Here is a 19800-nt window from a genome sequence, read left to right on the forward strand (position 1 = left end):
CCAGCAGCCCGTCACCCTGCGCCGGGGTGGCGGGCTGCTGTCATGCTCAGACCTCACACGCTTCCGCTAGGGAGCCGCGCAACCCCTCACGGGCCCCACACACCACCTCGACCCCCTCGAAGCCTCGAGGAGCCACAGGGGGGTGGGGGTGAGCCGACGCGGCAAGGAAGGCTGCCGGACCAGCCGTCCTACCGGGCGCGGTCCTTGCGATCTGGACTCCCCTGACCCCTGGCGGGGCGACTCTCGGGCGGCCATGGGCCGCGCGGACGGCGGCGTTCGCCCGTTGGCGCACCCGGCACGTGGTCAGTGTTCTCGGCTCTGCACACGTCGCCATTGTTGTACCTAGCCCAGCGACGGCCATGCACGTCGGTGAACTCGATCCAGCACGGCATGGGCACCAACTGCCTCGCGGACAACTCCAGTGCATCGCCAGGAGCCAGTTCCGCCCTATGGCCGAGCCCGTGAACTGGCGCTTCCTCACTGATGCCCTCGGTCCATACCCACAGGTCATGGACGGGGTCGTCACTGCGGTTAGCGACGTGAACCACGACCTGTTGCTCCGTTCGGGTACCCCGGCTGACGTTCGGGTCCACTACCACCACCGGCTTACTGCCATTCCAGATACCAACCCGGCGCACCTGGGCTTCCAACTCAGCCCGTTCGCGCCGCTCTGCCCGCTTCGCCTGCTCTCGCAGTTGGTCATCCAAATCCCGCTGCGCACGTTCACGGTCAGCCCGCTCGCGGATTCGCTCTCGCCGCTCCAGCAAGTACAGCCCCGCAGGCACCGCCGCCGCCGCGATGGTGCCGACGGCTGTTGCAACTGCCCACCCATCCATGGTGCAGAGCCTAGAGCCTAGAGCCGCATGGCGAGGGAGGACCGCGTCAGGTGGGCCACGCCTCGGCGATGGCCTCCAGGTCCATCCCCTGCCGTGCCTCCTCGGGGATGAGCATGGTGTGCACCAGCAGCTTCACCAATTGGTCGTCCTGCAGACGCTCGGCCAGCAGCTCCACGGCTGCCCGCGCGATGAAGGTGTGCTGCTCAGGGCGGTCAAGCCACTCGTACAGAATCTCGTAGTTCACCTCGCGGGCGACGTCTGTAGTAGTCATGGTGGTTCCTTTCGGGTTGTGCAGGTGGCCCGTTGCCGCCTGCACAACCCGAGACTGCACCAACTGCGCGGGCCCGTACAGCGTCTCTTGGAGATAGGAGTTTGCCTTGACAGCAAGCCGTTCAGGGCTACCCCGGGCCGCGATTTAATGTGCCTGTTCCGTGCCAGGTGTTGTCGCCCCACTGACGAGCACGTTCAGCCCGCTGGCTACGGACGCGTGCAGGAACGCGGCGGCCTCGTCCGTGAGTGACCCGAGTCCGACCAGATCGGTCACGCGGCGAGCCCGGACCAGGAACTTGCGGATGTTGACCGCCCAATGACGGCGGGTGACATCCGGGATCACGACGTGCAGGCGCTCGCCACCGGGGAGGCTCGCATCCACGAACGGGGTACTCAGGTCCAGTCGACGCCCAGACGTGCGCAACATGCGCTCGACCAGGTCGCGCACCTCCTCTTCGGTCAGGAGCGTGGTCGTCAGCTCGGGGCGACCACGGCGAGCCACGAAGACCTGGTTGGGGCCGTTGATCCAGATCTCCTCGACCTCCGGGTCGTCAAGGTAGCGCTGCAGCGGACCCAGCCCTGAGATCGCGTCGTGGAGCTGCTTGGATGTCAACTCCAGGTCGGCCAGCCGCGGGACCAGCCCACGCATGGACCGGTCCTCGTAGTCTGCGACAGCATCGGCGATGAGTGTGCGCAGATCGGCATCATCCGCGGCCGGGTCGAGTCCTCGACGGCGGATCAGTTCCCGCACCTCGGACTCCAGCAACGCCGTCCCGTTCGCCATCACTCCCCCTCTACGCTCCCGCCGGCACCCGATGACGTTCCCCACACGCTAGCGACTATCCGGATCTCCCGGGTGTGCTTGTGGAAAAGGTCCGTCGAATGGAACGCCCGTCGCGTCACGGCACGACAGTGACCATGGGTCGCGGGAAGCCGTCTGGGCCGCCCCGCGGTTGCTGGACGGGGAGGGCCCCAGAGTTCACACCGGAACGCGGGCGAGCTTGTCCGGGTTGGCGATCTGGCGGATCGCCCGGATGCTACCCGCGGAGTCGAGATCGACCGCCACCAGATCACGACGCGGCCCCAGCCGCACGTCGAGGACGGACTCGCCGTTCACGTCCAGAACCGTCACGCTCACCAGCGGAGGTGGGCTCCCGGCCGTGGCCTTCGCGAACACCCCGGCCATGAACCGGGCGATCCGCTCGCCGCCGTAGATCGGATTCAGGGCTGCACGCACCCGTCCGCCACCGTCGGTCCAGAGGATCGCATCATCGGTCAGCAGGTGCAGGATCTGGTCGATCTCCCCGGTCTCGATCGCCTGAACGAGCTCGGCGAGTACCGCCGGTGTGGCAGCAGGCGGGATGCTCGCGCGGGAATCGATCCGCAGCCGGCGCTCGGCACGCGAGATGAGCTGTCGGACGGCGGCCGGGCTCCGCTGAAGGATCTCGGCGATCTCGACGGCGCTCATACCCATCGCGCGGTGCAGGACGAGTGCTGCCCGCGCTTCCGGGCGGAGCTGCTCGGCCATGTGCAGCAGCGCGATCGAGAGCAGCTCCCGGTCGGCGACGACCTCCTCCGGCAGCCGGTCCGTGGCGACCGGTTCCGGCAGCCATGGACCGGCGTAGTCCTCCCGCGTGGTGACGACCTGCCGGAGACGGTCGATGGATCGGCGTACACACACCGTGGTCAGCCACGCCGGCCAGATGCGGACCGTACCCTCCCGTTCCGCGCGGACCGCCGCCAGGGCAACCTCGGACACCACGTCCTCGGCGAGACCGTAGTCCCCGAGCATCCGGTAGGCGATGCCTGTCAGGCGGTGCTGCTCACGGCTCCATGCGTCTGCGGCCGGCGAGGCATGGGTCATGCAGGCCACGGTACTGCGCACCTGCCGGGCTCATTCCACCGGGTGCTTGGCGTCGACCGGAGGTGCCATCTCGGTGGCGATGGCTAGCCGGTTCCAGACGTTGATCGTGGCGATGGCGAAGACGATCCCGCCGAGCTCGCCCTCATCGAAGTGCGCGGCCGCATTCGCCCAGATCTCATCGGTGACCGTGTCCGGACCCAAGCGGGTCACGGCGTCGGTCAGTGCGAGCACCGCTCGCTCACGGTCGTCGAACAAGGTGGGTGAGTGCTCCCAGGCGGAGACGGCGAAGAGCTTGCGAACCGGGATGGAGCGCTGGCGACCGTCGGTGGCATGCATGTCGACGCAGTAGCCGCAGCCGTTCAGGACCGAGGCGCGCAGTTTGATCAGGTCATACAGCACCGGGTCGACGGCCTTACGGGCGTAGCCTTCCAGGCCGATCACAGCCGCATAGCCGAGCTTGTTCGTCCGCGCCAGGTCGAGACGGGTCATGGCAGTTCCTCTCATCGTTGGTGCCACGTGGTGGTGACACCTGAGGTGTCGGAGGAGAGGGCCGGAGTGTGACAGTGACATGGGTGCCAGGGCTCGACATGGGTGCGAGATCGCTGAGCGCTCGGCTGCGGACGCTACGCGGTGATGAGCAGTCACGTACTGACTGCTCATCACCGCACAGCACCTCATTCGGTACGACTTCCACTCCTGGGCGCTCTGGAACTCTGATTGACGAGCCCTCGCACGTCCACCACACCCCCACCGCTTGACCGCACCGGACACATCTGCCTACTCTTTCTTCACCACTTAACAAAGGAGTGAAGATTGGCTCGGACGGCGGCACGCACCGATGTGACCCGCTCAGCGGTGCTCGCACACATCGGCGCCCACGGACCCACGTCCCGCGCTGAACTGGCGCGTGCGCTGAGCGTCTCCCCCGCGCTCATCACCGGTGCGACCAAGCGGCTCATCACCGACGGCCTGCTCACCGAACTGGACCACTCCCCCTCACAGGGGGGACGCCCGGCCCGGCTGCTCGGGCTGGCGGCCGAGAGCGGGCGCGCGATCGGGATCAAGGTGGTGGCCGACCACATCACCCTCGTCGAGGTCGGTATCGACGGCACCGTCCACCGGTCCGCCACGCGCCCCTACGACGCCGCGGTCGGAACGGCGCTCAGCGACCTGGCCACCATCACCGTGTCGTTCATCGCCGAGTGCGCCCCCGGCCCGCTGCTCGGCATCGGCGTCGGCGTACCCGGCACCGTCGACGAGCAGGACGCCGGCACCGTCGACTCCACCCAGCTCGGCTGGGTGCGCGTGCCGGTCGGAGACACCCTTCGCCGGGCGGTCGACCTGCCGGTCCTGGTCGAGAACAACGTCAACGCCCTCGCCATGGCCGAAGCGCTCTACGGCAGCGGCCGCGGTCTGGGTCACGCCCTCGTGGTCACCATCGGTACCGGTGTCGGTGCCGGCCTCATCACCGACGGCGACGTGCTGCGCGGCTGGCGCGGAGGTGCCGGCGAGCTGGGCCACATGCCCGTCCTGACCGACGGGCCGGCGTGCGTGTGCGGGAGCACCGGCTGCCTGGAAACCCTGATCAGCGAACGCGCCCTGCTGCGCCGGGCCGCCACCGAAGGCGTCCTGCCCGACGACTCCGGTATCGAGGCCTTACACGCCAGCGCCAACTCCGGCGACCCGATCGCCGTGGACATCTACCGCAGCGCCGGCACCCACCTCGGCCGCACCCTCGCCGGGGTCGTCAACCTGCTCGACCCGGAGGCCGTGATCGTGCTCGGTGAAGGCGTCACGGCCTGGGCGCATTGGCAGGCCGGATTCGAACCCGCCTTCCGCGCCGCTCTCATCCCGCACACCCGCCACGTGCCCGTCACCGTCGAGACGTGGCAGGACGACCGGTGGGCCCAGGGTGCTGCAGCCCTGGTGCTGTCCACCCCATTCGACGCCGTCGGCCGTTCCGGTGAGCAGGGTCGCCTTGTCCGCGAGCGCCTCGCCATCGGCGAGGCACCTGCCGGCGCAGCGAGTACAGCCGGCCCCGCCGGGAACGGAGCGTGAAGCGATGACTGCACCCTCCGCCGTCGGGATCTCGCGCACCACGCGCCCACTCGCGCCGCCTCGGCGCACCAGGCGCGGCAGCCGGCTGCGCTACACCCTGACCGTGCTGGCGTTCCTGCTGCCCAGCGCCCTGCCGCTGCTGGCATTCACCATCTACCCGATGATCGGGGCGTTCTGGACAAGCCTGCACTCGTGGAACCTGATCGGGGTGATGGAGTGGGTCGGGCTGGAGAACTACACCACCCTGCTCACCGATGACGCGACGAGGCGAGTGTTCGCGAACACGCTGTACTACGTCGTCGGATATCTGCCGCTGGTCTACATCGGTGGACTTGCCCTGGCGCTGGCCCTGAACAGCCTCATCCCGGCCCGGAACCTGCTGCGCGGGATCTACTTCCTGCCGGTGGTCACCAGCTGGATCGTGGTGGCGCTGGTGTGGCGGTGGCTGCTGAACCCGTCGGTGGGCGTGGTGAACGCGATGCTCGGCGGGCTGGGGATCGACGGGCCCGGCTGGTGGACCGACCCGTACTGGGCGATGCCCTCGATCATCCTCGCCTCGGCGTGGAAGGACCTCGGGTTCGTGATGATCATCCTGCTCGCGGGCCTGCAGGCGATCCCCACGGACGTGCAGGAGGCGGCCATGATCGACGGCGCCGGGCGATTCCGGCGCCTGCTGAACATCACCCTGCCGCTGCTATCTCCCTCCACCTTCTTCGTGGTGGTCATCTCCCTGATCAACGGCTTCCAGGTGTTCGACCAGGTGTATGCGATGACCGGGGGCGGGCCGGCCGGCTCCAGCACCGTGGTGGTGCAGCAGATCTATGACCTGACGTTCCGGTACAGCTCGGCCGGCGAGGCTTCGGCACTCTCCTGGCTGCTGTTCCTGCTGGTGCTCGCCGTGACGGTGATCCAGCTGATCGGACAACGGAGGTGGGTGACCTATGCCTGAGCGCATCCGCCGCATCCTGCTGACCGCCGTGGTGGCCCTCGGCGCACTGGTGATGTTCTTCCCGTTCGCGTGGACAGTCAGTACCTCCCTCTCCCCCGGTGTCGGACTCGATGCCACCCCGCAGCTCATCCCGGATGACCCGACCCTGGCGGCCTACCGCGAGCTGTTCGCGAACACCCCGTTCGCACGCGTGATCGCCAACTCCCTCGGTCTGGCCATCACGACGACGGCCCTTCAGCTGACCACGAGCTCCCTGGCCGGCTACGCCTTCAGCAGGCTGGCCTTCCCGGGGCGCGGCCTGGTCTTCGGGCTGTACCTGGCCACGATGATGATCCCGATCCAGGTGCTGATCGTGCCGTTGTTCGTGCAGATGCGCAGCCTCGGCCTGGTGGACACCTACCTCGGTGTGCTGCTTCCCGGGGTGGCCAGCGCGTTCGGGGTGTTCCTGCTGCGGCAGGCGATGAACTCCGTGCCCCGGGAGCTGGACGAGGCCGCCACCATCGACGGCGCCGGACACTTCCGCATCTTCGCCCGCCTGGTGCTCCCGCTCGTGGGGCCCGCCCTGGCGAGCCTCGCGGTCTTCGCATTCATGAGCAGCTGGAACGGCTTCCTGTGGCCGCTGATCATCCTGCGCTCCGAACACCTGCAGACCCTGCCGCTGGCACTGGCCGGGCTGCAGGGGCAGTACACCACCCAATGGGACGTGATGATGGCCGGCTCGGTCGTCAGCGTGCTCCCCATGCTCGCCCTCTACCTGTTCGCCCAGAAGTACGTCATCCAAGGCGTCGCGGGCACCGGACTGAAATGACACCTACCCCCTGCCTCACCCTGAAGAATCGAAGGAGATCCTCATGACCCGCACCCGCTGGATGGCCGGCGCCGGCATCGCTGCCGCGCTCGGCCTGACCCTGACCGCCTGTGTCTCAGGCAGCACAGACGACCCCGCCACCGAGCCTGCCGGCACCACCGACGATGGCCCGGTGACGATCACGTACACCAACTTCATCTCCGCCGGTGGCAACGAGGAGAACCTCGACACCATCGTGGATGCGTTCGAGGCCGAGCACGAGAACATCACCGTGGAGGTGACCACACTCCCCTACGCGGACTACTTCACGGCACTGCAGACCGACCTGGCCGGCGGCACCGTGGCCGACGTCTTCGACATCGAGTTCGCGAACTACGCCTCCTACCAGGCCAGCGGGGTGCTCGCCCCGCTGGCGGACGTCGACACCAGCGTCTACCAGACCTCCCTCGCCGAGGCCTACGCCACCGACGGTACGCAGTACGCCCTGCCCAGCTCGTTCTCGAACGTGGTGTTGTTCTACAACAAGGACCTCTTCGACGCCGCCGGCCTGGACTACCCCACCGCTGACTGGACGTGGGAGGACGAGCGAGCAGCCGCCGAGGCACTCACGGACGCCGACGCCGGGGTGTGGGGCGACTACCAACCGATCAGCTACCACGAGTATTACAAGGCCGTGGCGCAGGCCGGTGGGCAGTTCTTGAATGAGGACGGCACTGCGGTCGCCTTCAACTCGCCCGAGGGAATCGCCGCCGCCGAGTGGCTCGTGAACAAGTCCGGCACCACGATGCCCACAGCCGAACAGGGCGCCGGCACGCCCGACTTCGACAGCGGGCTGTTCGCAGGCGGCGAGTTGGCCATGTGGCACACAGGCATCTGGATGTTCGGCGCCCTCGCCGAGGCCGACTTCGCCTGGGACATTGCCGTCGAGCCCGGTGACGCCCAGCAGGCGAGTGCCCTGTTCTCCAACGCCGTGGGCGTCTCGGCCTCCTCCGAGAACCAGGCCGCTGCCGCGGAGTTCGCCCAGTTCCTCACCAGCTCACCCACCACCGTGGACGTGCGCCTGGAGTCAGGCTGGGAGCTGCCCCCGATCGCCGATCAGGCCCAGCTGGACACCTACCTCCAGCAGGAGAACCCGGCGAACCGGCAGGCCGTGTTCGACTCCCTCGACCAGGTGGCACTCGCCCCCTCCATCGGTGACGGTCAGGCCGAGATGCAGGACATCGTCACCGAAGAACTCACCGAGGCCGCGGCCGGGCGCACGAGCGTCGAGGAGGCACTGGCCTCGGCCGAGGAACGCGTGAACGCCCTCCTCGGCTGACCCCGCCCGTACCGACCCGACGCCGGGTGCCCTCCATTCCCGCGAGGGCACCCGGCGACCCCGTGGAGACATGCTGATGACCACCACTGCCCATGCCCCGCTGCTGGATGCCTCCCTGGCGCTGATCACTTCGCTGCAGGAACCGGGCGGCGCCTACCCGGCGAGCCCGACCTTCTCCGCCTACCGTGGGTACTGCTGGTTCCGGGATGGTGCGTTCATCGCCGACGGCGTCTCTTCCGCCGGGGAGGTGGCCTCACCTTCGGCGTTCCTGGACTGGTGCGCCGGGGTGGTCGAGGCCCATCGCACCCCGATCGAGCGGGTGGTCGCGGCCGCCGCGGCCGGTGAGCCGGTGCCGCAGGAACAGATGCTGCCGACCCGGTTCACGATGGCCGGCGCCCCCGGAGCGGACGAGTGGTGGGACTTCCAACTCGACGGGTACGGCACCTGGCTGTGGGCCGCCGCCGAGCACGCCGCGCGGCACGGGCTGGATGTCACGCGGTGGCGGTCGGCTGCCGAACTGACCGTGGACTACCTGCTCAGCTCCTGGCAGCGGCCCTGCTACGACTGGTGGGAGGAGCACGCCGAGCAGGTGCACGTCTCCACCCTGGGGTGCATCGTGGCCGGGTTGCGCGCGGCCGCCGACTCGGGCCTGGTGACCGGAACCCGGGCTGATGCTGCTCGCGATGGGGCGGATGCGGTCATGGAGGTGATCACCACCCGTGGGGTCGCCCACGGGCACCTGACCAAATGGCTCGGCACCGACGCGGTGGACGCCAGCCTGGCCGCACTGATCGGTCCGCTCGGAGTGATCGACCCGGAGTCCGAGCTCGCTGCGGCCACGATCGCCGCGATCGAGGAGCAACTGTGCACCGACGGCGGTGTGTACCGCTTCCGGGCCGACACCTTCTACGGTGGCGGCCGGTGGCCATTGCTGTCCTGCTTCCTGGGCCTGGCACACGCCCGGGCCGGGAACACCGCACGGGCCGGAGAACTGCTCGACTGGGCGGTCGGAACCGCGACTGCGGACGGTCTGCTGCCCGAGCAGGTGGACGGGCACCTGCTCGCACCGCACTACCGCACCGAATGGCTCGACCGCTGGGGGCCCGTGGCCACACCTCTGCTGTGGTCCCACGCGATGGTGCTTCGCCTCGCCGCAGCACTCTCACCCGCAGAATTGAAGGAGAACGCATGATCCGGCACCGCCCACTCGGCTCCGGCCACCCCTACGCCCACGACACCGAACAACGCTCCCCCGTCCAGCCGGTGGCCGCGGAGCTGGTGCGCCTGGGCGTGCGTACCTCCGCCGAGGTCGCCGCCGTGGAGCTGGAGTACCAGGTCGACGACGGACCGGTCACCACGGTCTCCCTGGCGCGGGTCGCCAGATCCTCGCGTGGGCAGTCCACCGACGGCGGCCACCTCGCCTCCGCGCAGGCCCGTCAGGCCCGCCAGGCGGGCGGGTGGCAGACCGAGATCATCGCACCGGCCATGGGCGCCACGCTGCGCTACCGCTTCGTCGGGTACACCGGAAGGGGCACCGACGGCACCATCGGCGGCGGCACTGACGGCATTGACGGCACCCAGCGGACCCGGTACCACAAGTGCCGGGTAGCCGCCTGGCGTGACGTAGACGGCGATGCCAGCGACAACAGTGGTGACGTGCTGGACCTGGCTGGGGACGCCGTCGGGATCCTCCCCGGTACCCAGGTGCTCGACGACGGCGAACGGGTGCACCAGGTGCGCTTCGCCCTCCCGCTCGCACCCGGCGAGCACGTGACCGGCTTCGGGGAGCGCTACGACGCCCTCGACCACCGCGGCACGTCACTGGATTCGGTGGTCTTCGAGCAGTACAAGAGCCAGGGCGCGCACCGGCGCACCTACCTGCCGATGCCGTTCGCGCACGTGGTCGGCGGCGCCGGGTGGGGCTTCCATGTGCAGACGTCACGCCGGGTGTGGTTCGACATCGGCGAAGCGAGCCCGGACCGGCTGACCATCACCGCGGAGGTGGATGCGCCGTCGGGGACCACGCCGTTGCTGGGTGTGGCGACCTACGCGGGCGAGCCGGCCGCCGTCCTGGACGCCTTCCTGGACGAGGTAGGCCGCCCCACCGAGCTGCCGGACTGGGTGTTCCGGCTGTGGGCCAGCGGCAACGAGTGGAACACCCAGGCCGAGGTGGAGCGGCAGCTGGCGCTGCATCGCGAGCACGAGATCCCCGTGGGCAACGTAGTGATCGAGGCATGGAGCGACGAGCAAACGTTCACCGCCTTCCGCAACGCCGAGTATGAGGTACGTGAGGACGGCGGGCCGATGCGGCTGGCGGACTTCACCTTCCCGGCGGACGGCGCCTGGCCGGACCCGAAGGGCATGGTCGACGCCCTGCACGCCCATGACGTGCGGGTGCACCTGTGGCAGATCCCGCTGATCAAGATGCGCCCGCACCCGGTCGGTCAGGCGAAGGCGGACGCGCGGGCTGCGATCGAGGAGGGTGTGCTGGTCCGGGAGGAGGCCCCAGACGGGACCTTGCGGCCCTACCGGAACCGGGGCTGGTGGTTCCCGCTCGGGCTGATGCCGGACCTCACCGACGAGCGGGCCGCCGACTGGTGGACCGCGAAGCGCCGGTACCTGGTGGAGGAGGTGGGCATCGACGGGTTCAAGACCGACGGCGGTGAGCATGCCTGGGGGTCGGACCTGGTGTACCTGGACGGGCGGCGCGGCGACGAGGGCAACAACACCTTCGCGACCGGGTACGCGGCTGCCTACGGACGGCTCCTGGAGTCGTGCGGGAAGGCGCCGGTGACGTTCAGCCGGGCCGGGTTCACCGGGTCGCAGGCTCACGGAGCGTTCTGGGCCGGGGACGAGAATTCCACCTGGGAGGCGTTCCGGTGGTCGATGCTGGCCGGGCTGAGCGCCGCGGCCTGCGGGATCGTCTACTGGGGCTGGGACATCGCCGGATTCTCCGGGCCGATCCCGGAGCCGGAGCTGTACGTGCGGGCGATGGCGGCGAGCGTGTTCGTGCCGATCATGCAGTACCACTCCGAGTTCAACCACCATCGCACGCCCTCGGTGGACCGCACGCCGTGGAACATCGCCGACCGCACCGGGGACTCCCGCGTGATCGACGAGGTGCGGGCGCTGGTGGAGCTGCGCGAACGCCTGGTGCCCTACCTGGCCGCAGCGGCACGGCAGACCGTGGCGACCTCCCGTCCTCTGATGCGGCCGCTCTACTTCGACCACCCGGGGGACGCCGCCGTGTGGGAGCACCCGGTGCAGTGGCTACTCGGGGACGACCTGCTGGTAGCACCGGTGCTGGAACCGGGCGCGCGGACCTGGCCGGTCTACCTCCCAGAAGGGGTGTGGGTGGACGTGTGGTCCGGGCGGGCCCACGACGGCGCAGCGACGGTGGATGCCGACGTCTCCCGGCGCGACCGGGTGCCGGTGTTCGTGCGGGAGGCCGGGTGGGAGGGGCTGCGGGAGGTGTTCTCGGCGCCAGCTGCCGAGCGGCCTGTGTAGACGAGGCACGGTAGACGAGCGGCACGACCCCTTCTACCATTGTAGAACTGCTATCTACCATGGTAGAAGGAGTGACCGATGAGCCTGAACATCAAGAATGAACGGGTGCATGAACTCGCACGCGAGGCAGCACGGCGGGCTGGCACGAGCCAGACAAGCGCGATCGAGGCCGCCCTGGAGCAGTACCTCCGCAGCTTCGACGCGACAACGGCAGCGGCAAGATCCGCAGATCTGGACTTCCTGCTCCACGACGTGCGCACCCGCCTGCATGCGGCGGGCGCTTCCCTCTCGACTGACGACCTCTACGACGATCAGGGCCTTCCCCGATGATCGTCGACACCTCAGCGATCGTCGCGATCCTGCAAGGCGAGGAGGAAGAATCCGCCTTCCGGGAAGCCCTTGCAGCAGCCGAGCACGCCTACCTTTCGGCCGCGAACTATCTCGAGCTCGCCATCGTCACCGACCGGATCGGTGATCCCGTCCTTGGACGCAGGCTCGATGAAGTGCTCGACACGCTCGACATCACTGTCGTGGACGTCACGGCGGAGGACGCCAGGACGGCACGCCAGGCGGCCCGCGACTACGGGCGTGGTTCAGGACATCCAGCTCGGTTGAACTTCGGCGACTGTTTCAGCTATGCCCTCGCCGCGCGTACCGGTGAACCCCTGCTGTTCAAGGGAGACGACTTCTCCCGTACTGACCTTCGCCCTGGTGCTCCGCAGCCCTGAGCGCTGCAGCGCCCGGTGTCGTCGCACCCGCGCCGGGAAGGAGACGTCGGCTATCACCCCGTCGCACCCCGCCATCCCGGTCGATTCGGCCCGCCGCCATCGGGATTCCGATACCGTCGGGAGAACCCGACCCGGAACGTGCGATGACGAACCAGCCCTATCAGGTCCACGAGTATCACGAGCAGACGGCGCGAAACTATGTGAGCGCTGGGCGCTTCAAAGGTGAAGTCGTCTCGATCCGTGGCGGACCGGGCGCAGTGGAGGTGAGCGGCGTGCAGGGCACGATCACCACCATCGCCGGCGACGGGGAGATTCTCCAGCGCAAGGGCGACGCGGGGCCCCGGTTGCGTGTTTTCGAGACGCCGCTGCACCCGGAGTCGCTCACCTACGGCCGGGTCCGGCACGACTTCTACGGCATTCCCCGCTGGGCGCGCAACCTACGGACCATATGGATCGTGGTGCTCGTGCTCGCAGTCCTGACGCTGAACGGGATCGTCGTGGGCGAGATCGGCGCCAATGTCCCGCTTCCCTGGGCAGTGGCCATGGTGGCGGCTATTGCGATCGGCGGGCTACCACTGCTGCTGAGCATCCGGGCCACCCGCCGGGGTCTGGCCGATGCAGATCCGGTCGAGCAGGTGATCGACGTCTTCGAAACGTCCGGGATGCCCATGGAGGACGAGGCGACGGCCTCGCTCTACCGGGGAACCACCTGGACGTTCTCGGGGCCCATGCGCGTCTATGACTACACCCTGCACCGGTTTACCCGGGCCGGCTTGGTCGGCAGTCAGCTGATACCTGGATTCGCCGGCTACGTCCTCGGCTTCGCACCGCTAGCCGCGATCGCCTTCGGAATCTCCCGGATCGTCCCGGACGAGTCATGGCGGACGGTCGCCGCGGTCGTCATCGGGATCGGTCAGCCGATCTGCGCCGTGCTGATCTGGCACCTGCTGCTCTGGTGGGTGGCGAGAACGCGCTACCACTCGCCACTCAAGGAACGCGCCGTCGCCTACTACCGGCGGCCGCAACGATCGACAGCGGCCTGGCTCGGCATCTACCTGCTCCTCACCGGTGCCCTGGTGCTGGCCGCCTGGTAGGCCACCGCGAATCGTGCATCCACAGGTGGTTCAACAACAGGCCACGAGCACGACCGTCGTCTCCGGGCTCACCACGGTCGCAATCCGGCCCGGGATGCCGCCTCGGCTTCGCGGCGACGGGATCGAATCACCTCAGGCGTGTCGCGCCCGGTGTCGCCGCACGGCGGCCCGGTTCGCGCACCGTACCGAGCAGTAGCGTTGTCTGCCGTTGCGCGTCACGTCCACCACGACGGCGGAACACGGGTCTCCCGGGACCTCCCCCGCCGCGCATCGGCTCAAGCGATGCATGCCGCGAGTGGTCAGATGCAGGGCGGTGCCCACGCTGATCACGGCCGCCAGCACATGCGGCAGGGAGTTGCCGTCGTCGCGGTAGTGCAGATGCCAGCCCTCGTCGTCGTGATCGGTCAGGCGAGGGTAGGCGGTCACAGCGGCCATCTGAGCATTCAGGGTGGCGGCGCGGCTGTCCTCGTCCGGAGCGTCCACGACCTCCAGCCACTCATCGATCACGAGCCGGGTCCGGGCGTGGTCGTCCGGAGCTTCCGGGAACGGCTGGGTCATGCCGAACTCCCGCGTCCGGGCCTCGATACCGGCGCGGTCTGCAGGCCAGTCATTGGCGAGCGAAGCAGCCAGCACCACCGCATACTCGCCGTAAGGGTTGAGATGCATAAGGACATTACATCAGGCTTGCTCCATGACCACCACACCAGCCATGATCCAGATCAATCAGCCACTCACCCAGCACGAGCACGGCTGGCATGTCGAGTCCCGCCACACGACCACGATGGGCACCGTGCTCTACGTGCGCTGCGGCTGTGGCGCGCGTCGGGTGGACCTGCAAGGACCGGGCGAGCCGGCGCCGTCGGGGATCAGCGCGACCATCGAGAGCTGATGGTCTCCAGGGGGTCCGAAACTCAGGTTTGATACCAAGAAGGGGCCGAAAGTTCGGCCCCTGGGCGGGCCGGGCCATCGCCACCCGTCGACCCCGAGCCATCTACGCTCGATCAGCCACGTCCCCGGGCCCGAAACTCGGGGTTGAACCCGAGAAGGGGTCGATTATTCGGCCCGTGGAGGGTCGGTGGGCAGAGCGCCGGCGGGCCGGGCGGCTGGGCGGCCAGTCGGTCGATCAGGCAGGGCCGACCGTCCGGAACCCGGCATTCGACATCGACGAGTCCGGCGTGTTCGAACTGCGGGCGGCGTTGCGGTACCGGTTGCAGTAGGAGTCGTGGCACAGGAACGACCCGCCGCGCATGACGCGCGCCTGCCCGTGGTCGGGACCGGCCGGGTTCTCGGCCGGCGACTGGGCGTAGTAGCGCGGGTCGAACCAGTCCGCGCACCACTCCCACACATTGCCCACCGTCTGCCACAGTCCGTACGCATTCGGTTCGAAGGTGCGCACCGGCGCGGTCGTGAGGAAACCGTCCTCCACCGTGTTGTCGACCGGGAAGCGCCCCTGCCAGATGTTCGCGCGCCACTGCTTCTTCTCCCCCGGGAACCTGCTCCCCCACGGGTACCGCTTGCCGTCCAGGCCACCGCGTGACGCGGCCTCCCACTGAGCCTCCGTCGGTAGCGCCCGACCGGCCCACCGGCAGTACGCCTGGGCGTCATTCCAGGAGATGTGCACAGCCGGGTGATCCTCGCGCCCTTCCCAGGTGGAGTCCGGCCCTTCCGGGTGCGCCCAGTCGGCGCCCTTGACCCCGAGCCACCACGGGGTACCCGCAGCCTGACCCATGATCGCTTCCTGCGGCGCCGCGAGCGCCAGGTGGAAGACCGCGGAGAACCCGAACGTCTCGGCCTCGGTGGCATACCCGGTGGCCTCGACGAAACGTGCGAAGTCAGCAGTCGTCACCGAGGTGGCATCGATCGAGAAGGCCTCCAAGGTCACCGGGTGCACGGGCGTCTCACCGTCGGCGGGGTAACCGACACCGTCAGCGTCTCCCATCTGGAAGGTCTGCGCCGGCACTGCACACTGCTCGACCGAGTGCTGGTCACGGCCGGCGCCGGGCACCACCTCCCCACGGTCGCCATCGTTGGGAGCTCCTGGCGTCTCGCGCGCCGGTGCGCAACAGGTCTTCGGCTGGTCCACGTCGTCCTTGCTCATCGGTTGAGATCCTACGACGTGCGTGCGGAGCACCTCAGCGCAGTCTCACGATCCCGGGCGTACGCGCGCCACCCGACGGCGGAGTACAGCTCCACGAGTTCGTCACGGCCCAGGGTGGTCGCCCCGCCCGCACTGATCTCCATGCTCGCCGAGGTTATCCCTCCCCGGCCGAACCCCCGGTCGCCAGCACCCGGCGCAGCCCACGCTCCCCCGCAGCCATCACCCGGGCATGCGACCACGCGAAGAACGGCGCGACCAGAGGTTGTGCGTGGCGCATCCACGCGCGCTGCACCTGAACGTCCCAGACGATGGTCATCGCGGTGGCATCGCCGTCGCTACGTGCTGACCAGCAGCCGATACCGCTCAGGTCGCCGACCACACGAGCACGGGCCGACCGTCCCGGGAGGGAGGAGGTGATCTCGGTGCCGAACACCAGCCGGTAGCCCACGTCGAGGGTCAGCTGCACCCGCATACCCTCGCCAGCGTCGTCTCCCGATCGCACCAGCACGACGTGGCGAAAGCAGCGCCACCATCGCGGCCACGATTCGACGTCACTGAGCACCGGCCACACTGACTCTGGTGGTGCATCGACGTGCCAGGTGGTGACGAACCGCGGCATCGGAACCTCCTGTCAGAATTCACACCTGTGAACCATGCTGACGCACGACCGCGATGACTACGATCTCAGCCAGCGTTGCCATCGCGGCCCGTCCGAGCGCTCCGTCTGCCCTGACAGGGCGAATGCCCCTCAACTCGTGCGATTCTGAAGCCATGTGCGGTCGATATGCCTCGTTCCGGGAGGCGCAGGCGTTGGCGGATGCGTTCGACGTGGAAGAGATCACCGAGCGCGCCGCGCAGTTGCCGGCAAGCTACAACGTCGCACCCACCGACGGCGCGCGCATCGTGGTCGATCGCGTGCCGAAGCCGGCATCCGAGGCTCCCGACGACGCTCAAGCCCGCCAGCCGGCCCCTCCTCCACGACGCGAGCTGCACGTGGCCCGGTGGGGACTGGTGCCCGGGTGGGCGAAGGACGTCAGCGTAGGCGCGCGGATGTTCAACGCCCGCAGCGACAGTCTCGCGACCAAGTCAGCGTTCGCGAAGTCTTTGCGCGGCCGGCGCTGCGTGGTGGTGGCCGACGGCTACTACGAGTGGTTGAAGGAAGACGTGCCTGGGCAGCCCAAGCCGAAGCGCACTCCCTTCTACATCCACCGCAGCGACGACCAGCCGTTGGCGTTCGCCGGCCTGTACGCCTGGTGGCCGGACCCGGCCAAGAGCCGCGATGACCCTGACCGGTGGGTGCTCTCGACCACCATCGTCACCGAGGATGCACGCGGTGGCCTGGAAGAGATCCATGACCGGGAGCCGGTTGTCCTCTCCCAGGAGGCGATCGGGCCCTGGCTCGACCCAGCCATCACCACGCCGGACGAAGCACTCGCCGCCTTGACGCTCCCCACTCCGCCGCTGAGCTGGTACGAAGTGGACTCACGAGTGGGGTCGGTGCAGAACAACGACGCGAGCCTCATTCAGCCCTCCTGACCCATCAGCACCGACGTGCTCCTACCAACTCATGCGGCATCGTCCAACGTCATCGGCAGGATCCTGCCGGCACAGGCGACGAAGAGGGCCTGCACCGGGATGCCACACGTCCGGGCCTCCCCTCGCACCGCCTCGTTCCACTCACGATCCGCGGGCGTGCGGTGGGGCGTGCCTGGTCGCTCCAGCATGGCCACCATCGACCCGCCAGGGGCGATGGTGGCGAGCTTCACTTCCACCAGCTGCAGCAGATTGGCGACGAAGACCGGATGCGGCCCCGGCTCGACGTCATCGATCGCGATCAGCTCCGGCAGCGACCGTCCGTCGCGATCGAGCAATAGCAGCCACAAGGTGGAGCGGGACGAGCCTCCCTGGTGGATGAAACTCGCCCAACGCGCGAGGTCAGCCTCGGTCAGCAACCGCTGCGCAGGTCCCAGGCCGAGGTCCGCGGGGTGGGTGAGGTCGGGCAAGTCAGTCGGATCAGTGGGTTCTGGAATCTCCTCGTTCATCGGCCCAGCATCGAGAGACATCGACCACGCTCGCTGCCGACCATTGGGGGGTTGTGGACACGGCTGCACCCGTGGGCCCACTCACGGCGGCTGGCGTCCGCCCACGGTCGGACGCCGGCCCATGCCGGGCACGCCTACGCTGACAAGATCATGACCCCCGTCGACCCGCCCCCCAGCCTGCCCGTACGGCGATACTCACCGTTCGCCGTCGATCTGGTGGCAGCATTCGTGCTGACCGGGACCCTGGGCATGCTCTCCCTCGCCATCGGAGTGTCGACCAGTGTCTCCTGGCTGGGCGCAACCGTCAGCGTGCTCACCAGCATCGGAATGCCGATGGCACTGGCATGGCGGCGCACCCGGCCGGTGGCCTCCGCCGTCGCGGTCTACGCGATGGCCCTGCTTCACGTGCTCAGTGGCGTGATCCTCACCGCCTCCGACCTGACCATTTTCGCGGCGCTATACGCCGTCACCGTCTACGGTCCACGCTGGGCGCGCCGCACCGCCCTCTACAGTGCGCTCTTCGGATGCGCGATCGTCACCGTCTGGTTCACCATCTACAACGGCCCCTCCAGCCTGGAGGCTGCGGTCTTCAGCAGCACCACGGTCTTCGGACTGCTCGCGGCGATGGTGCTCAGCTCCTGGGCGCTGGGCCTGGTCCGGCGTACCCGGGTGCAGCAGCGCGAGACCCTCGCCGAGCGTGCCGCGCGCCTGGAGATCGAGCGGGACCAGCAGGCGCAGATCGCCACCCAGGCCGAACGCGCCCGGATCGCCCGGGAGATGCATGACATCGTCGCCCACTCGCTGTCCGTGGTGATCGCCCAGGCCGACGGCGGCCGCTACGCCGCCGCACACGATCCCGAGGCGGCGGCGAAGGCCCTCACCACGATCTCCGAGACCGGCCGCGCCGCGCTGGCGGACATGCGCAAGATCCTCGGCGTGCTGCGCAGCGATCAGGCCGACGGTCCGCTCACGCCGCAACCGGAGTCGCAGGACCTGGAGTCGCTGGTGGAGCAGGTGCGCGACGCCGGGCTCGCGATCTCCCTGGTCCGGATGGGCCAGTCCCGGCCGCTGCCACCGGGAGCGGGACTGACGGTCTACCGGATCGTGCAGGAATCGCTGACCAACATCCTCAAGCACGCCGGGCCGGACGCCCATGCCACCGTTCTCGTCCAGTGGCAGCATGCCAGCCTCGTGCTCCAGATCGACGACGACGGCCGCGGTGCGGCCGCAGGCTCCGACGGCGCCGGGCAAGGGTTGCTCGGGATGCGCGAACGTGCCGGGATGCTCGGAGGCACCCTCAGCGCCGGACCGCGCCCCGGCGGCGGCTTCCGGGTCCGGGCCGAGATCCCCGTCCCAGCCGCACACCCGCAGACCTGGCACACTCCTGCACAGCAGGCACCGCTCGGCCACGAGGGCAACCCCCAGGCCGGACCACCCGAGCAGCACCCCACCTTCCAGCACGACCAGCAGATCGACCAGCAGATCGACCAGGACAGAGAGGACAACCGTCCATGACCGACGTACCACCCTCCGCACCGATCCGGGTGGCACTGGTGGACGACCAGCAACTCGTCCGCGCCGGGTTCGCCCTCGTCATCAACTCCCAGCCGGACATGGACGTGGTGATCGAAGCCGGAGACGGTGCGCAAGCAGTGCGACTGCTGTCAAGCCACGAGGTGGACGTCGTGCTCATGGACGTGCGGATGCCGCAGATGGACGGCCTGGCCGCCACCGCCGCGCTCACCGACCCGGCCACCACTCGCGTGGGAACCGCGCCGAAGGTCGTCATCCTCACCACCTTCGACCTGGACGAGTACGTCCTGCGCGCCATCAAGGCCGGTGCCAGCGGGTTCCTGCTCAAGGACACGCCGCCGGAAGAGATGCTGACCGCCATCCGCACCGTGCACCACGGGGAGGCCGTGATCGCACCCTCGAGCACGCGCCGTCTCATCGAGCACCTCGCGACCGTGCTGCCGGATGAGCAGAAGGCACCGGCCGCCGTCCTGGACACCCTCACCGACCGGGAGCGGGAGGTCCTGACGCTCATGGCCCGCGGACGCTCCAACACCGAGATCGCCGCCGAGCTGTTCGTGGCGGAGGCGACCGTGAAGACGCACGTCGGGCGTGTGCTGGCCAAGCTCGACGCGCGCGACCGGGTCCAGGCCGTCGTGACCGCCTACGAAACGGGTCTGGTCAGTCCGGGAGCCTAACCACCGACCACGAGGGTG

Annotated in this window: 21 protein-coding genes and 1 pseudogene; 13 read left to right on the forward strand and 9 right to left on the reverse strand. The window is 68.8% G+C overall.

Annotated elements, in window-relative coordinates; all coding sequences use genetic code 11:
- Window positions 1-882: 882 nt before the first annotated feature.
- From FV560_RS17035 to FV560_RS17050, 4 genes and pseudogenes are all read right to left on the reverse strand, one after another.
- Window positions 883-1107, reverse strand: a complete 225-nt coding sequence (locus FV560_RS17035; RefSeq protein WP_159622775.1) for a hypothetical protein — start codon at window positions 1105-1107, stop codon at window positions 883-885.
- 162 nt (window positions 1108-1269) lie between these two features.
- Window positions 1270-1890, reverse strand: a pseudogene (locus FV560_RS17040) (ATPase, T2SS/T4P/T4SS family); the annotation flags it as partial.
- A 195-nt stretch (window positions 1891-2085) separates the two neighbouring features.
- Window positions 2086-2970: a sigma-70 family RNA polymerase sigma factor gene (locus FV560_RS17045; RefSeq protein ID WP_159622777.1), complete on the reverse strand. Its 885-nt coding sequence runs from the start codon at window positions 2968-2970 to the stop codon at window positions 2086-2088.
- 30 nt (window positions 2971-3000) lie between these two features.
- Complete coding sequence (locus tag FV560_RS17050; RefSeq protein ID WP_159622778.1) at window positions 3001-3459, reverse strand: carboxymuconolactone decarboxylase family protein; 459 nt, start codon at window positions 3457-3459, stop codon at window positions 3001-3003.
- Window positions 3460-3783: 324 nt separating this feature from the next.
- Between FV560_RS17050 and FV560_RS17055 the strand changes: the two genes are divergently transcribed.
- The 9 genes from FV560_RS17055 to FV560_RS17095 all read left to right on the forward strand — a co-directional run bounded on the left by FV560_RS17055 (window position 3784) and on the right by FV560_RS17095 (window position 13432).
- The gene (locus FV560_RS17055) at window positions 3784-5028 is read left to right on the forward strand and encodes an ROK family transcriptional regulator (RefSeq protein WP_159622779.1); all 1245 of its coding nucleotides are present in this window, start codon (window positions 3784-3786) and stop codon (window positions 5026-5028) included.
- A 4-nt stretch (window positions 5029-5032) separates the two neighbouring features.
- Window positions 5033-5977 carry a carbohydrate ABC transporter permease gene (locus tag FV560_RS17060; protein WP_159622780.1) on the forward strand — a complete coding sequence of 315 codons (945 nt, stop codon included), beginning with the start codon at window positions 5033-5035 and terminating at the stop codon, window positions 5975-5977.
- On the forward strand, window positions 5970-6785 hold the full coding sequence (locus tag FV560_RS17065) for a carbohydrate ABC transporter permease (RefSeq protein WP_159622781.1): 816 nt from the start codon (window positions 5970-5972) through the stop codon (window positions 6783-6785). The genes FV560_RS17060 and FV560_RS17065 overlap by 8 nt, the downstream gene beginning before the upstream one ends.
- Before the next feature lie 43 nt (window positions 6786-6828).
- Complete coding sequence (locus tag FV560_RS17070; protein ID WP_200837758.1) at window positions 6829-8103, forward strand: ABC transporter substrate-binding protein; 1275 nt, start codon at window positions 6829-6831, stop codon at window positions 8101-8103.
- 76 nt (window positions 8104-8179) lie between these two features.
- Window positions 8180-9295, forward strand: coding sequence for a glycoside hydrolase family 15 protein (locus tag FV560_RS17075; RefSeq protein ID WP_200837760.1), 1116 nt, complete (start codon window positions 8180-8182; stop codon window positions 9293-9295).
- Window positions 9292-11610, forward strand: coding sequence for a glycoside hydrolase family 31 protein (locus FV560_RS17080; RefSeq protein WP_159622783.1), 2319 nt, complete (start codon window positions 9292-9294; stop codon window positions 11608-11610). The genes FV560_RS17075 and FV560_RS17080 overlap by 4 nt, the downstream gene beginning before the upstream one ends.
- Before the next feature lie 78 nt (window positions 11611-11688).
- Complete coding sequence (locus FV560_RS17085) at window positions 11689-11940, forward strand: type II toxin-antitoxin system VapB family antitoxin (protein ID WP_159622784.1); 252 nt, start codon at window positions 11689-11691, stop codon at window positions 11938-11940.
- Window positions 11937-12338, forward strand: coding sequence for a type II toxin-antitoxin system VapC family toxin (locus FV560_RS17090; protein ID WP_159622785.1), 402 nt, complete (start codon window positions 11937-11939; stop codon window positions 12336-12338). Before FV560_RS17085 ends, FV560_RS17090 begins: the two co-directional genes overlap by 4 nt.
- Window positions 12339-12481: 143 nt before the next feature.
- Window positions 12482-13432, forward strand: a complete 951-nt coding sequence (locus FV560_RS17095) for a hypothetical protein (RefSeq protein ID WP_159622786.1) — start codon at window positions 12482-12484, stop codon at window positions 13430-13432.
- A 132-nt stretch (window positions 13433-13564) separates the two neighbouring features.
- Here the strand turns inward: FV560_RS17095 and FV560_RS17100 are convergent, their stop codons facing one another.
- The gene (locus FV560_RS17100) at window positions 13565-14098 is read right to left on the reverse strand and encodes a CGNR zinc finger domain-containing protein (protein ID WP_159622787.1); all 534 of its coding nucleotides are present in this window, start codon (window positions 14096-14098) and stop codon (window positions 13565-13567) included.
- Between the two features lie 25 nt (window positions 14099-14123).
- On the opposite strand from FV560_RS17100, the gene FV560_RS17105 reads away from it, so the two are divergent.
- Window positions 14124-14321 carry a hypothetical protein gene (locus FV560_RS17105; protein ID WP_200837762.1) on the forward strand — a complete coding sequence of 66 codons (198 nt, stop codon included), beginning with the start codon at window positions 14124-14126 and terminating at the stop codon, window positions 14319-14321.
- Window positions 14322-14555: 234 nt separating this feature from the next.
- Here FV560_RS17105 and FV560_RS17110 read toward each other — a convergent pair whose 3' ends face one another.
- The 3 genes from FV560_RS17110 to FV560_RS17115 are packed head-to-tail and all read right to left on the reverse strand — an operon-like array spanning window position 14556 to window position 16149.
- Window positions 14556-15530: a formylglycine-generating enzyme family protein gene (locus tag FV560_RS17110; protein WP_159622788.1), complete on the reverse strand. Its 975-nt coding sequence runs from the start codon at window positions 15528-15530 to the stop codon at window positions 14556-14558.
- A gap of 11 nt (window positions 15531-15541) precedes the next feature.
- Window positions 15542-15673 (reverse strand): hypothetical protein, encoded by a 132-nt coding sequence (locus FV560_RS20575; protein ID WP_275401917.1) that lies wholly within the window; start codon window positions 15671-15673, stop codon window positions 15542-15544.
- A gap of 11 nt (window positions 15674-15684) precedes the next feature.
- Window positions 15685-16149: an SRPBCC family protein gene (locus FV560_RS17115; RefSeq protein ID WP_159622789.1), complete on the reverse strand. Its 465-nt coding sequence runs from the start codon at window positions 16147-16149 to the stop codon at window positions 15685-15687.
- Between the two features lie 152 nt (window positions 16150-16301).
- On the opposite strand from FV560_RS17115, the gene FV560_RS17120 reads away from it, so the two are divergent.
- The gene (locus FV560_RS17120; RefSeq protein WP_159622790.1) at window positions 16302-17066 is read left to right on the forward strand and encodes an SOS response-associated peptidase; all 765 of its coding nucleotides are present in this window, start codon (window positions 16302-16304) and stop codon (window positions 17064-17066) included.
- A 29-nt stretch (window positions 17067-17095) separates the two neighbouring features.
- Here FV560_RS17120 and FV560_RS17125 read toward each other — a convergent pair whose 3' ends face one another.
- Window positions 17096-17572, reverse strand: a complete 477-nt coding sequence (locus tag FV560_RS17125) for a hypothetical protein (RefSeq protein WP_159622791.1) — start codon at window positions 17570-17572, stop codon at window positions 17096-17098.
- A 150-nt stretch (window positions 17573-17722) separates the two neighbouring features.
- On the opposite strand from FV560_RS17125, the gene FV560_RS17130 reads away from it, so the two are divergent.
- Both FV560_RS17130 and FV560_RS17135 read left to right on the forward strand, forming a co-directional pair.
- On the forward strand, window positions 17723-19087 hold the full coding sequence (locus FV560_RS17130) for a DUF7134 domain-containing protein (RefSeq protein WP_235020192.1): 1365 nt from the start codon (window positions 17723-17725) through the stop codon (window positions 19085-19087).
- Window positions 19084-19782: a response regulator gene (locus tag FV560_RS17135; RefSeq protein ID WP_159622792.1), complete on the forward strand. Its 699-nt coding sequence runs from the start codon at window positions 19084-19086 to the stop codon at window positions 19780-19782. Before FV560_RS17130 ends, FV560_RS17135 begins: the two co-directional genes overlap by 4 nt.
- The last annotated feature ends 18 nt before the right edge of the window (window positions 19783-19800 follow it).

Origin of the sequence: Ruania rhizosphaerae (genome assembly GCF_009805705.1) — a bacterium.
Taxonomy (GTDB): domain Bacteria; phylum Actinomycetota; class Actinomycetes; order Actinomycetales; family Beutenbergiaceae; genus Ruania; species Ruania rhizosphaerae.